General features: G+C 65.2%; 15 protein-coding genes. 7 read left to right on the forward strand and 8 right to left on the reverse strand.

The features are described from left to right. Positions 1–306 precede the first annotated feature (306 nt). Positions 307–1,194 carry a hypothetical protein gene (locus tag AB0B25_RS19040; protein ID WP_357180928.1) on the reverse strand — a complete coding sequence of 296 codons (888 nt, stop codon included), beginning with the start codon at positions 1,192–1,194 and terminating at the stop codon, positions 307–309. Further along, a complete protein-coding gene (locus AB0B25_RS19045) occupies positions 1,191–1,802 on the reverse strand; it encodes a recombinase family protein (RefSeq protein ID WP_357180931.1) in 612 nt (203 codons plus the stop codon). Before AB0B25_RS19045 ends, AB0B25_RS19040 begins: the two co-directional genes overlap by 4 nt. Positions 1,803–2,005: 203 nt before the next feature. Between AB0B25_RS19045 and AB0B25_RS19050 the strand changes: the two genes are divergently transcribed. Both AB0B25_RS19050 and AB0B25_RS19055 read left to right on the forward strand, forming a co-directional pair. After that, positions 2,006–2,224, forward strand: coding sequence for a hypothetical protein (locus tag AB0B25_RS19050; RefSeq protein WP_357180934.1), 219 nt, complete (start codon positions 2,006–2,008; stop codon positions 2,222–2,224). 301 nt (positions 2,225–2,525) lie between these two features. Continuing rightward, complete coding sequence (locus AB0B25_RS19055) at positions 2,526–3,887, forward strand: hypothetical protein (RefSeq protein WP_357180936.1); 1,362 nt, start codon at positions 2,526–2,528, stop codon at positions 3,885–3,887. A gap of 201 nt (positions 3,888–4,088) precedes the next feature. Here AB0B25_RS19055 and AB0B25_RS19060 read toward each other — a convergent pair whose 3' ends face one another. The 4 genes from AB0B25_RS19060 to AB0B25_RS19075 all read right to left on the reverse strand — a co-directional run bounded on the left by AB0B25_RS19060 (position 4,089) and on the right by AB0B25_RS19075 (position 7,375). Further along, entirely contained in the window at positions 4,089–4,466 is a 378-nt protein-coding gene (locus AB0B25_RS19060) for a recombinase family protein (protein ID WP_357181226.1), read from the reverse strand. A gap of 268 nt (positions 4,467–4,734) precedes the next feature. Further along, entirely contained in the window at positions 4,735–4,992 is a 258-nt protein-coding gene (locus AB0B25_RS19065; RefSeq protein ID WP_357180938.1) for a hypothetical protein, read from the reverse strand. Next, positions 4,989–5,897 (reverse strand): hypothetical protein, encoded by a 909-nt coding sequence (locus AB0B25_RS19070; protein ID WP_357180941.1) that lies wholly within the window; start codon positions 5,895–5,897, stop codon positions 4,989–4,991. Before AB0B25_RS19070 ends, AB0B25_RS19065 begins: the two co-directional genes overlap by 4 nt. A 197-nt stretch (positions 5,898–6,094) precedes the next feature. Continuing rightward, on the reverse strand, positions 6,095–7,375 hold the full coding sequence (locus AB0B25_RS19075) for a YbfB/YjiJ family MFS transporter (RefSeq protein WP_357180943.1): 1,281 nt from the start codon (positions 7,373–7,375) through the stop codon (positions 6,095–6,097). Between the two features lie 397 nt (positions 7,376–7,772). Here AB0B25_RS19075 and AB0B25_RS19080 point away from each other — a divergent pair, with 397 nt between their 5' ends. Continuing rightward, on the forward strand, positions 7,773–8,069 hold the full coding sequence (locus tag AB0B25_RS19080; protein WP_357180945.1) for a muconolactone Delta-isomerase family protein: 297 nt from the start codon (positions 7,773–7,775) through the stop codon (positions 8,067–8,069). A 161-nt stretch (positions 8,070–8,230) separates the two neighbouring features. After that, positions 8,231–8,944, forward strand: a complete 714-nt coding sequence (locus AB0B25_RS19085) for an SDR family oxidoreductase (RefSeq protein WP_357180948.1) — start codon at positions 8,231–8,233, stop codon at positions 8,942–8,944. Positions 8,945–8,964: 20 nt separating this feature from the next. On the opposite strand, the gene AB0B25_RS19090 is transcribed toward AB0B25_RS19085, so the two are convergent. After that, complete coding sequence (locus tag AB0B25_RS19090) at positions 8,965–9,876, reverse strand: LysR family transcriptional regulator (RefSeq protein ID WP_357180951.1); 912 nt, start codon at positions 9,874–9,876, stop codon at positions 8,965–8,967. A 95-nt stretch (positions 9,877–9,971) separates the two neighbouring features. On the opposite strand from AB0B25_RS19090, the gene AB0B25_RS19095 reads away from it, so the two are divergent. Further along, positions 9,972–10,622 carry a hypothetical protein gene (locus AB0B25_RS19095; RefSeq protein WP_357180953.1) on the forward strand — a complete coding sequence of 217 codons (651 nt, stop codon included), beginning with the start codon at positions 9,972–9,974 and terminating at the stop codon, positions 10,620–10,622. Positions 10,623–10,659: 37 nt separating this feature from the next. Here the strand turns inward: AB0B25_RS19095 and AB0B25_RS19100 are convergent, their stop codons facing one another. Next, positions 10,660–11,025 (reverse strand): hypothetical protein, encoded by a 366-nt coding sequence (locus AB0B25_RS19100; RefSeq protein WP_357180956.1) that lies wholly within the window; start codon positions 11,023–11,025, stop codon positions 10,660–10,662. Positions 11,026–11,477: 452 nt separating this feature from the next. Between AB0B25_RS19100 and AB0B25_RS19105 the strand changes: the two genes are divergently transcribed. Both AB0B25_RS19105 and efeU read left to right on the forward strand, forming a co-directional pair. Further along, positions 11,478–11,801 (forward strand): putative quinol monooxygenase, encoded by a 324-nt coding sequence (locus tag AB0B25_RS19105; RefSeq protein WP_357180959.1) that lies wholly within the window; start codon positions 11,478–11,480, stop codon positions 11,799–11,801. Positions 11,802–11,975: 174 nt separating this feature from the next. Beyond that, on the forward strand, positions 11,976–12,887 hold the full coding sequence (gene efeU, locus AB0B25_RS19110; protein ID WP_357180962.1) for an iron uptake transporter permease EfeU: 912 nt from the start codon (positions 11,976–11,978) through the stop codon (positions 12,885–12,887). The last annotated feature ends 11 nt before the right edge of the window (positions 12,888–12,898 follow it).

Here is a 12,898-nt window from a genome sequence, read left to right on the forward strand (position 1 = left end):
TGGCCGCCGCAATCTGGCACAACCTCGCCACCAACGCCCCCACCAGCCGATCACTCACCGCCTACGACCACTAACGTTAGGAATCACTCGTCTAGGTGGGTCCGGGGGTGGCAGTCCGCCCCGAGGGGCGCCGATCACGGCATCTCGACGACAAACACCGCTGCATTCATTGCCTCGACCATGTCCGCACGATCTCATCCGCCACCGATGGTCTGTCCGGGAATCCTGAGTGTGACCCAGGCGCAGAGTGCTGGCGTGTTGTCCGGCGAGTCGGCCCGAGGTACGGGCGTAATCGGTGGTGGGTGCTCAGCGTTGGATCAATAGGGCGGTCAGGTTGAGTATGTTCCACTCCTTATTCGAGAAGGTGTCGGATCCGTCGATGGCGTCCCAGCCGCGCAGGGCACCGTATTGGCCGACGTCGGCTAATGTCAGTTCCTTGTCCATCAGCGCGTTGCGGCGAGCGATTTCCTCGGTGGTGGGGTTCGCTATATCGCGCACGGCCCGTAGTTCACGGGCGACTTGTGCCAGGGTGCGGTTACGTTCGGACTCGAGTGCGCGCAGAGTGATTACCTTGGCCTCGGGACGTAGTGCCATCCGCAGCAGCCGGGCCTGCCGGGTGGCGAGGTCCTGTTTGTGGGTGGGATCGGTGTAGTGGAGTGCGACATTCTCCAGTGGTGTGGCGTAAGTCCCGGATCCGCTGGGACCGCCGCCGGGTCGCACCGGGCCGGCGACGAATGCCTCGAGGTAGCGCTCCTCCTCGAACCCGCGGAACAGCGCTGGCCTGCGCTCGGTGACCGCCGCGTCGACCTCGTGCGCTGTGGCGATGGTGTGAGGGCCGTTGAATCTTTGCAGCCGTTGGATCTCTTCGAATCTCGGATAGTTCCCCAAGGACCTGGTTCCTCCCGGCCGCCGCAGCGCGCTGTAGTCCACCGCGTCGATCAGATCGCGGCCGGCTACGTAGGGGGAAGACGTTGCGGTGGTAGAGATACCGCCGGACAGGTCGGAGAACGCGGCCCGCAGAGCCGGTACGTTTGCCGCATCGGCATCCATGGCTATGGTAACGGTCTCGGTGACGCCGCGGGCGGCGTGCTCGGGCACCGCGGCGACCGCGGCGCTGTAGTCCCTGGCTGTCGTGCCGAGTACATCGCGCACAGACCGCCACGCTGCGTCCAGTTCGCCGACTGGAACTCTCACCGTGCCGCGCCCGTGCCGCGCACAGTGTCCGTTCCGGGTTCGTCGGCACCGGCTTCGGCGGCTTTTATTTCGCCGTGGACGACGGCGAGGCTGACTCCGACGCCGCGGGCGATTTCACGCAGTGATTGGCCTGCTGTTCGGCGGGTCAGGATCGCGCGGCGTTTGTCGTCGTCGACGACGCGGGGGCGGCCTCCGGTGCGGCCGTGTCGCGCGGCGGATGCCAGCCCGTCACGGGTTTTGCGGATGATGTCGCGGCGATGGTCCTCGGCCAGGGCGAGTGCCAGGTCGAGGATCAGGCTGCGCTCGGTGTGCTCGCCGGCGGCGATGCCGTGCAGAATCTTCACCGAGATGCCTTGTTGGAATAGATCGTTGAGCACGATCAGGCCTTCGAGGAGGTTGCGGCCGAGCCGGTCGGCTTCCTGGACTGTGAGCAGGTCGGCGGGGCGCATGTAGTCCAGTGCGGTCTGCAGGCCGGGCCGGTCGACGACCTCGAGCTTGCCGCTGATCTTCTCTTCGAACACCTTCACGCAGATCGGATCGAGGTCGTCGTGCTGGCGGCGGGTCTCCTGCTTGCTGGTGGTGACGCGGACGAGTCCCACCAATGCCATTTCAACCCCTCCGAACGTTCGGAAAACGTGTTCGACAACTGGTGGGACCCTACCGGAAAACGAACGGGTTTCCGAACATTCGCACCTGCGGAAATGCGGCCCGCGTCGTAGCCTGCTTGAATGTGGGGCCTGAACCCGTCGGCTGCTGCTCGGAATCAGGGGAGAAGCTGACACCGTCATCGAGAAGGTCGGCGATCAGGGCAATGTCCGAGGAGAGAGGATGGCTCAGTGGCGCCGAGCTGGTCTACACCATCGCAGACACCGAGAAGGTGACAGACGCCGTGTCCGGCCGTGTCGAGCAGTCCGACACCGAATCCGACACGTGGGATTCGGTGAGCAGTTTCCGAGTTCGGCAGATGCTGCCGCCCGCACGGTCGAGCCACACCGGCCAAGGCGGCGCCTGCTTCAGCACCCGTCACTGATCACCGGCGGCGTCGCAGGTGTAGTGCCGCTCGCGCACAGCGTGTTTCGCGGCGTGACCAACTGGAGGCCGCATACGCCAACCGGGTGTCAGCGGAATCGTAGCCAACCATCGCGGCACGGGAGTACAACGACATACGGTATCTCTCGGTACAAGCGGTGATTCGGAAACCCCTTGCTACCAGGACGCCTCCGCCACCACTCGGACCGACACGCTGGCCATCAAGCAAAGGATAGTACCGGCCCCCTGACAAGCATCAGCGATCAGTTTGTTCACAGGCACTTACACTTCAGGAGTATCCAATGTCCGATGTCTCACAAATCAAGCAGTCGTTGCACGTGCAGCGAGATCGACACGATCTCGCAGTGTCGAACCTGATCAAGAAAGATCCCCTCGAGGTGGGAGACCATCTTGCCGAACTGCGTCAATTTCTTTGCACCTTTCATGGCAACAAGCTTGTCTATGCTGACCGTCAACTGGAGCCGATCTACGTCGGGCAACGGGTAGCTCAGGACCTGCGTCGATGCATACAGAGAGTCATTTCCGACAGAATCGGATACGCAGTACTCGCCATGGCTCTGGAATTTCTTGACCCGAATCATGATGTGGCGGATTTCGTCGACAACAGGGTCGCGTGTCACGGTATCGGCACATCGCTGGACCAGATCTACAGCTGGGAAGGGCCGCGAAACTACTGGCTGAGTGGCGATTCGGCGCGTATCGCGGCCGCGCTGGAGGCGGTGTTGATCGACAGTTTCTCGGAAGCGCTCCAGACGTTCCCGGAGGATCATCTGGCGACGCTCCATCATCACAACAAGGTTCTTACCGAAGAGTTCGGCGCCATATCGCAAGCAATCTACCGACAAGAAAGCGAGTCGGGTCGCTACGATGCGGAATCCTTGTCCAAGGAGCCTTATAGCGAGAAGATATCCGTTCCGTTCCGAAACCGATCGGCTGCCTTCTGGAGTAACGTGGGCATGGTACCCGACCGGACAAACAGTGGTCTGCAGCCGGACTTGTTCAAGCAACTGCCAAGCAACTACATTGGGTTCGGCGCCCTGGGGGCAACTACTCTGGAGGCCGCTATGGCGGCCTTGGCGGACGCCCATGTCCCGGTGGATCGTTGGTTCGATATCATGATCGCAGCCAATGCTGAATTCTCTGTCACCGCTGCGGTCGCGGACTCGGTGGGAAGCGCTATCAACTACACCGATCGGGAACCGAATCCATTTGGCGTTGAAAGCGGCGAAGGGGGTTGGCGACTGACTTACCGTCGAGCGGGTTACGCAGTGCCGGCCGAGAAGATCGCCAGATGCGCGCACATCCAACTCGGGAAGGACAGTTCCGGCGATGGTGAAATCATGTACGGCCGTGGGCGGTGTCCGTCGAATGAGGCACTGGAGCCAAGTCCGCACGAGCAGCAGCTTTGCGTGCGTATTTCCGATCGGCTCGAGAAGCTGCTGGGCGCTGGCTATCCCAGCCATCTGTCCCACATCACCTCTGCCAACAGCGTTGCGCTGTTGACCGCAGTCCTCGGAGGCCGACTACTCATGGCAGGGAGGATATCGCCGCTTCGTCCGGGGCACACGCTCGCGAATCTGCCACAGCTCCTCACGAAAGACGAAGAGCTGCAGTTCAAACAACGTGCGGCATCGAGTCGGTAAGTCGGCGAGCCGCGCAATGCACCGCACTACGCCGTGCGCCGCGGGGTGGCGATCTGCTCGTCGTCGACGTGCTGAGACTGTGAGGATGATCGAGTGCGGGCCGGCGCTGCGGCTCGACCCGTGCTGCGACTGGCCCGTGGCCTGGTCGGTTGTGAGGAGGTCGAGGACGTCGCCGGTTCGGTAGCCGCTGGCACTTGCCAGCTACTCCGCGGGACAAACCCGTGGCGAGCGCGATCGTGCTGGTTCCGACGCGTCGATCGGATCGCGGCCGACTATGTAGGGGGAAGACGTTGCGGTGGTGGAGATACCGCCCGACAGGTCGGAGAACGCGGCCCGCAGAGCCGGTACGTTTGCCGCATCGGCATCCATGGTTCTGGCAACGGTCTCGTCGGCTTCCTGGACTGTGAGCAGGTCGGCGGGGCGCATGTAGTCCAGTGCGGTCTGCAGGCCGGGCCGGTCGACGACCTCGAGCTTGCCGCTGATCTTCTCTTCGAACACCTTCACGCAGATCGGATCGAGGTCGTCGTGCTGGCGGCGGGTCTCCTGCTTGCTGGTGGTGACGCGGACGAGTCCACCAATGCCATTTCAACTTCTCCGAACGTTCGGAGACGTGTTCGACAACGGGGTGGGACCCTACCGGAAAACGAACGGGTTTCCGAACATTCGCACCTGCGGAAACGCGGCACGTTGTCGATTTTCGACGTCGTGTGCACCGGGCTTTGCCTCCGGGCTCAGCGGTGGGGAGGACCATAGTGTTCTGGCCGATCTCTCGGTAGTGTCGTCCGTCGAGCGATGTGGCCGTTACGACATATGGTGAACTGGCTCATCCTGAGATCGAGGTTGTGGGTCAGCGGCCCTCGTGGCGGCGCTCCGGGAACATGGGAAGGTTGTCGTAGTCGATGGGTTGGTAGTCGATCGAGTCGTCGGGGCGTTTGGTGCTGTGTTCCCAGTGTGTGATCTCTGCGTTCCAGCGGGCGTATGCCGGGTCTTCGGGACCTATAGCGAGCGAGCCGTCGAGTTTGGCGCCGTCGGGCTCTTGTGTGGAGTAGCGCAGGAGGATGCGCCCGTCATCGAGGCGCCGGGCCAGGGGATGTCTGTCGCTCATGTCGGGATCCCTATCCTCGATGTCAAGGCCTGGTAATAGTCTGTCAGGTGGTGGCCGGCGGCGACCGAGTCGAAGAATCTGGGCTGCTGGGTGCTGTCGAACCAGACGAAGCCCTCGGGTTGCTGGGTGTCGTGGAACCAGCCGAAGCCGTGGGCGAACAGTTCCTCTTCTCCGACTCCTGCGGGCTGCGCGAAGTAGGCAGCGGTCTCCGAGCTTTCGTGGGGTATGAGGGGAACGACGTTGGCGTGGACTTTCGCGAATGCCGGCGCTTGGCTCGGCATGCCGAACGCATGGTCAACCGCGTGACCGAATTCGTGCAACGCGATGTCACTCTCGTGGGGTGAACCCGCGAGTAGTGCCCGATGTCTCACGTCGTATGCGCCGCCGACATCGTTCCAGGTCGTGCCCTCCGGCCAGCCCTCCGGCGTCCCCCCGCGCGTCGCCGCAGACCATCCAGGATGGCCGAGTTCCAGCAAACGGCCGTCACCGAGCCATATGCCGCCATGGGGTGATTCTTTCATATAGGCCGCAACGGTCCGGTGGAACTCCTCGGGTACTCGCGCCAACGAACGGGCGTACGTCCGCGCAATGATGGAGCCGTTGGTGTGGTATCGATCCCCGTAGATATCTTTCAAGAACTCGTCTGCCGGATCTGTCCTCTTTGTCCTTTTGGGAAGCGCGGCGACGGGTTGCGCCAGGTGGGGATGTCGCTCTTCGCCGCCGGACGCGGCGGCGACCTTCATCGCGTTCGACTCGTCGGCGGTATGTATCGCGGAATTCGCGTAACGAAGGTGTTCCGCGGCACGGCGCGGTGGCGCTGCCCGCACTTCCGCAGCGCTCTTCGCGAGGGGGACCAACCGGTCGCGGAGATCCGCCAACGCTTTCACGATCGCTTTCTCGAACACAACACGGCCGATCGCACGATTGCCTATTAGCTGGACAACATAGAAACATGCCTACCGGTCGGTCTGTGTTCCAGCCCTGGGAACCCGTCAAGCTCCTGTGGCAGTCGAAAGCGCTCCGGTGGCCGGGCTGGTCGCTGCCTCGGCTGTTGATCGGCTGGCTGCGCGTCGACTGCTGTGGTGGGTGGAACGGACTTCGGTCAGCGCTGCGCGTGGATCGACCGGATGAGGTGATCGGGATCGATCGAGCCGGTGTGCCGCGAGGGGGGATGTGGCATGGCTGCTGTGCGGTGGCCGTGTTCGTCCGGGGTGTGGTGCGGGAACCCGATACGCAGGGCGCCCGCGCCGGTCGCGGCCAGGGCGACGACTACCGCCGCGAGGAGGAGGGCCTGGTGGTAGCCGTGGTGCAGCAACGGGGTGACGAGCAGCGGTCCGAGGATTTGTCCCGCGGAGTAGCCGCCGGTCAGTAACGCCACCGAACGCGGGAAGCGCAGGTGCGTGCCCGTGGCGAGCGCGATCGTGCTGATCCCGAGGAAGGTGGCGCCGAAGAGGAAGGCCGCGATGAGCGCTGCCGCGATGCCGCCGACCAGGGCGGGCAGTGCGATACCGACCGCCTGGACGATCAGCGCGACCAGCAGCAGATCCGGGCGCGACCAGCGCCGGCCGAGCCATGCCCACAGCACGGCGGACGGCGCGGCCGCCAAGCCGACCAGTACCCACGCGCCGCTGCCGATCCACCCGGGGGCGGTCTGCTCGATCGCCGCGACCAAGAAGGTCCCGGCGATGATGTAGCCGATGCCCTCCAGGGTGTAGCTCGCGAACAGGGCGGCAAACCAGCGGTGCGTTCCGGCGGCTCGCACACTGGTGGCGGTGGAGGCTGGGGCGGGCGGCAGCTCCGGACGCAACGTCCACGCGCCCGCGGCGAACAGTGTGGCCAGGGCGACGGCGGCCCACCATGCCGCCTGCCAGTCGGCTACCGAGCGCAGGATCAGGACCAGCACGCCGGACAGCGCGATTCCGGTACCGACGCCGCTGAAGCCCCAGCCCGGCAGGTGGATCGGATGGTCGCGCAGATGGCTGAGCAGCGAACTGACGGCGACGACGAACACGATGGCGCTCGCGACTCCGGCGAGCAGCCGCAGGATGAGCCAGACCGCGATGCTGTGGGTCAGGGGCATCCCCGCGAGCGTGCCGACGAGCAGGACGAGCGCGGTCCGGCTCATGGCCGGGAAGCGGACGAGTCCGGGGGCCAGGATACCGATCAGCGCGCCGACGAGATATCCGATGTAGTTGGCCGTCGCCAGGTTGGCGCCGGCTTCCGCGGTGAGCCCGGCCTGCGCGGTCATGAGAGGCAGGATCGGGGTGTAGACGAAGCGACCGACGCCCATGCCCGCCGCGAGTGCCGCTGCGGCCTGGGCGACATGTGCCCACGGCGAGCGGATCGCGGGACGGAGGGGACTGCTCTCAGGTCGGGCTTCCATCAGGACATCCTGTGCCCGGTGCCGACCTCGCGGCTACGACCGGCTTGCTCCTGTGTGGGAGGCTCAGCCTCCCACACACCTGCCCGGGGAGGTTTGCCTCCGAGCCCGCGCAGACTACGTGATCGATCCCGCTCGGCGCCGCTGCGATCCGACATTCGCGTTCGGCCGCATCCCTGTTCGTCTCCGGATCGGTGGTCGGGCAGAAACACGAGGTCGGCGATGATGGCACCTTACAAAGGAAGGTCCGCCCGGTCGCACCCGTGGAATATCGGCGGATCTGTGTCGATTGATCCGAACACCTTGTCTGTCGACGGTCCGTGCCCACGGGCGTGATCGTCCGTCGGCGGGGCCGGCGTCAGTGTTCCGGAATCGGATGATCGAAGGAGGAGAGCCGCCGATGGAGTTTCTGGTGGACATGGTGACCGTCGTTCCAGAAGACACATCCGAGGAGGCTGTCGCGGAGATCCGTGCCAGCGAAGCGGTGCGGGCACGGGAATTGGCGGCGCAGGGTTCCTTGCTGCGGCTGTGGCGTCCTCCGCTCGCACCTGGTGAATGGCGCACGTGGGGGCTTTTCAGCGCGGACAACGCCGAGCAGTTGGAGCAGGTACTCGCATCGATGCCGCTGCGGGTATGGCGACACGACAGGGTGACGCCGCTGTCCCCGCACCCGAGTGACCCCGCCACGACGGGCTGAGTCAGCTCCACAGCTCCGACCGCGCGGGGAAGTCGGTTACGGCGCGCCTCGACCGGCCAGATGGGAAATGCCGAAAGACTTCTGCTACCGCATCCCGGCGGGAGATCCATGCACTGCATGGTGCGGAGAACGCGCCATTGGCGGGAAAGGAGTACCCGATTGTGAACACTGTGCAGAAGGTCGCTGTCATCACCGGTGCTTCCCGAGGTATCGGCGCGGCTCTGGTCACGGCATACCGGAACCTCGGCTACGCGGTGGTCGCGACCGCCCGCTCCCTCGACGAATCCGACGATTCCGGGGTATTGACCGTGCGCGGGGACGTTGCCGAGCGAGGCGTCGGCGCTCGTGTCGTCGACGCGGCCATGGCGCGGTTCGGCCGGATCGACACGCTGGTCAACAATGCCGGAATCTTCATCTCCAAGCCGTTCACCGACTACACCGACGAAGACTTCGACGCCGTGGTGGGGGTGAATCTGCGCGGCTTCTTCGAGATCTCTCGTAGTGCCGTCACCGCGATGCTGGACACAGATGGGGGCGGCCATGTGGTCAACGTCTCTACCAGCTTGGTCGATTACGCGAGCTCGCAGTTGATCTCCGCGCTCGCGTCGCTGACCAAAGGCGGGCTGAACGCAGTCACCAAGGAGTTAGCGATCGAGTACGCGACTCGCGGCATCCGGGTCAACACCGTCGCGCTCGGCGTCATCCGTACATCGATGCATCCGGCCGCGTCCTATGAGACCCTCAGCGCGACCCACCCGCTCGGCCGGATGGGTGAGATCGATGATGTGGTCCAGGCGATCCTCTACCTGGAGAATGCCCCGTTCGTCACCGGCGAGATCCTGCATGTCGACGGCGGCCAGAGCGCTGGGCGATGAGTGTACTTCCCGGTGTGCGGCTAGCGGTGCGGGTCGTCGGCGGGTAGCCAGGCGTCGGCGTCGTGGATACCGAGGTGCCCTACACCACGGCTGATCGCCTCCGCGGCGGCGAGTACGACCGGGCGGACTTCGTTGTGACGCAGGACAAGTGACCAGGTCCAGTACACCGCGGGTGCGGTTATCGGTCGCTGGACGAGGTCCGGGGGCAGCGGTAGGGACAGTCCCCTGGGAGAGTTCACCACGGGGCGGTCGCTCGCGCGGACGTGGTCGAAGAAGGCGGGACCGGTGATGCCGCCGTCATCGATGCGCTGAATTCGCGCGCCGGTGTCGTGTGCCAACTGCTCGGCGAAATCGTTCCAGGACGACCAGGTGGTGGCGTCGTCATCGACGAGCACGGTGACCTCGCGTGGCCGCACCGGGCCGGTGCTCGCACCAGAGGACACAGCGTGCAAGCGATCGGCTCCGAGCAGCCGAGCCTCGAGGCCGAGCCTGGCCAGATCGGCCGATTGTACCCAGCACACGGCGAGGTCGAGGCTGCCGTCGGCCACTCTGGCGGCCTGTGCGTGCGAGGGCACGACCCAGGTATCGATGTGCAGCGGGGCGACACCGGATGTCCGTGCCGTCAGGTCCAACGGCAACCAAGTGACGTAGCCGATATGGACCGGTTCCGAACCGGACAGACGGGTCGCGCGGCGGCGCAGGTTCTCGGCCCGCTCCAGCAGCGCCCGGGCGTCGGGCAGCAGGGCCGTGCCCGTCGCGGTCAGGGTGACCGACCGGCGGTCGCGGGTGAACAGTTGCACACCCAGGTCGCGTTCCAACGCCTTGATCTGCTGTGACAGCGACGGCCCCGCGATCAGCAGGCGCTCGGCAGCCCGTCCGAAGTGCAGTTCTTCGGCGACCGCGACGAAGTAGCGGAGCTGGCGCAGTTCCACGATCAGCCATGCTACGTGCGATAAGAGGCCGCGCTTACCAGCTGGGAGCAAGCCGGTCGTGGCGCCGGCATGCCCGCCAGGCGCATCATGTCGTTATGGACGCCTGGCCTCCCGAAGCCACCGTCGGCGCTGCGACGATGGACCTGGACTCGGCCGAGGACGCCAACGGGGTTGCCTGGGCTGCGAGTGATCTCGGAGTTGCCCCGGCGGGGTATTCGCCCACGTCGCTCGAATCGACGTGGGCTCGGCGCGATGGGAACCGGTGCATGGGTCCAGCGCCGTTGCTCGAACCCGAACAGCTGCTGGCTGCCATCTCCGGTGGCCTGAGCGGCGGTTCCCCGCTGATCGGGTGGGCCCGAGCATTGGGAGATCTACACGCGGCGCTTATTCCGGTGCACCTCGGTCGACCGCAGCGTCCCTGTGATTTCGACGAACCCGCTATCCACGCCGACATCGCACGCATCGTCGGCGAGATCGATGCGTGGGCGGTGTTCCCTCCGCCGCGCGCTGTGGGCGCGTGCAAGCACACGCACTCCTTCGGCGAGGTGATCAGTCATGTCGCCAAGACCTACGCCGAGGTCTTGTGGACGGTGCGCCATAGCGACGACGCGGAACTACGGCACGAGGCGTGGTTCCACCTCGGCGAGGTCCGGGAAGGTTACGCCGAGTTGGTCACGGCGCTGCGGGCCGGCCGAGTTCGACTCCCGCGGGGATGGAGCGGAGTCTGCCGACCGCCGAGGAGTTGACCACCGGCTGGGGGCGAGTTGCCTGGCGTGGATCGCGCTAGATGTTCGGTGTCGGACGGGGCGGTCCCGCGCTCCTCGAGTGACTGCGAGCACGATTGCCGCCGCCGCCGCCGCTGGTGGTCGGGTCGGTTTCCGCTGCCCACTCCGCGGGCTCGGTGACGCGTGCTTCGAGGAAATGTACGGTGTCGGCGCATGTCCGCACCACTATCTCGGCGCCGTGCCTGGTACTCATGACGGTGGCGTCGACAGTGCCGCCGCCACCGCTCGCTCGGTCGAAATGCAACGACATGACCTCGATTCCGCGCCGGTGGAAGATGCTCACCAGGCGCATCAACTCTTCATGACCTGCGGAGTCGGATAGTCGAAATCGCAAGCGGTGCTCGTGCACGTCGATTCTCGTCACCTCAGGCACTCTGAGACGCTTCCTCGTCTGCATACCCGAACCTTCAGCTCGTCGTCGCCATACCGCTGTCGGATGTGCTCGTCCACCGTGGCCTCCGGCATGGCGGCACCACCGGGGATGAGCGACTCGGATCCGCGCGGCGAGATCCACTCATTCACCTGATTTGATCATGTCTTTCGCCCGACCGGTCGGCGACACGTCCGGTGCCTTACCGCGCGGTCGGCATCGTCGGCGGCTGCGCCCGCATCGGCGGGGCGTTTCATCGTTTGCCGGGACGCACGGTGACGACCCGCGGGGCACGTCGTTGGTCGATCCTGCCAGAAGTGTCGGTGTCGCCGGTCGAGGTGGCGGCGATCCACCGGTCGAACGGGGGACAATGGGGGGTTCGCAACGCACGCGCCCGCCCTCGTTCCAGGAGTGGTTCGAGGCGGCCCGCACCAAGGAGGAACGAAATGATCTTCATCGTCGTCAAGTTCCAGACCAAGCCCGAATGGACCGATCGGTGGCTCGAGTTCGTCGGCCCCTTCACCGCCGCAACCCGCGCCGAGGAAGGCAACCTCTGGTTCGACTGGTCCCGCAGTGTCGACGATCCGACCGAATTCGTTCTCGTAGAGGCCTTCCGCGACGAGGAGGCCGGCGCCGCACACGTCGGCAGTGCGCACTTCACACAGGCAATGCAGGACCTGCCGCAGGCGCTCGCCTCGACTCCGCGCATCATCAACCAGACCATCGACGACACCGGCTGGTCCGAACTGGGCGAGATGGCAGTCCGGTAGTGCCGGTCTCCCGCGGCCTGCTTGCCTGAGCGGGCCACCTGGCCAACGTCGGATCCGGTCACATCGGGGTGTGCCCCCAGGTTGCGGTCGCTGGGGTTCGTGTCGTGTGTAAAGATAGCCTTGCCTTGCTGAATACGACGCGGGGCCGCGTTGGGATGTAGGCGGGAGTGAGTGATGGCTGATCTGGCAGGTGCATCCGGCGCACCCTCGATCGCGGCTCAGTTGATCGGCAGTGGATTGATCGGTGTGCGTGAGGGCCTCGAAACCGGCATCGTGGTCATGATCCTGGTCGCTTTCCTGGTCAAGGCCGGTCACCGCGATGCGTTGCGCTGGGTGGCCGGGGGAGTTCTCGCGGCGATTGCGATGGTGGGTGCGATTTTCGCCGGGGTGCATTACGGAACGTCGACCGTCACCGGTGTGGCCGCGGAGCTGATTTCGGGGATCGCGTCTCTGACCGCCGTCGTGATCGTGACCTGGATGGTTTTGTGGATGCGCACCGCAGCGCGATCGATCTCCGGTGATCTGAGAGCCGGCATGTCCAGGGCAGTGGCCGTCGGCCCGGCTGCGGTGTTGGCGCTTGCCTTTCTGGCGGTCGGCCGCGAGGGCGTGGAGACGGCGTTGTTGATGGTCGGTTACGCGGAGAACACCGCGGGTAGCCTGTGGCCGTTGCTCGGTTTGCTGCTGGGCATCGCGATGGCGGCCCTGCTGACCGTGCTGATCTATTTCGGCGCGGTCCGCATCAACTTCGCGCTCTTCTTCCGATACACCGGAGTGCTGCTGATCGTGGTCGCCGCCGGAATCCTGGCGTATGGAATCCGGGCGTTGCAGACCGCTGATTGGTTGCCCGGTCTGACCGACACCGCCTTCGACATCTCGTCGTGGTTCACCATGTCGAGTTGGTACGGCACCGTCGCCCAGGGGATTTTCAACTTCCGCGCCGATCCGACTCGCCTGCAGGCGCTGGCGTGGACGGGGTACCTGATCGTCGTTTTGATCGTATTTCTCCGCCCGGCGCCGGTCTCGGGTCGGCGCGGCCCTTCGGGCGATGCGCCTGCCAAACCCCCAGCGGCTCAGCCGCATTCGTGAAAGGTTCCACC

This window comes from Nocardia sp. NPDC049190 (genome assembly GCF_040648115.1).
In the GTDB taxonomy this organism is placed as follows: Bacteria; Actinomycetota; Actinomycetes; order Mycobacteriales; family Mycobacteriaceae; genus Nocardia.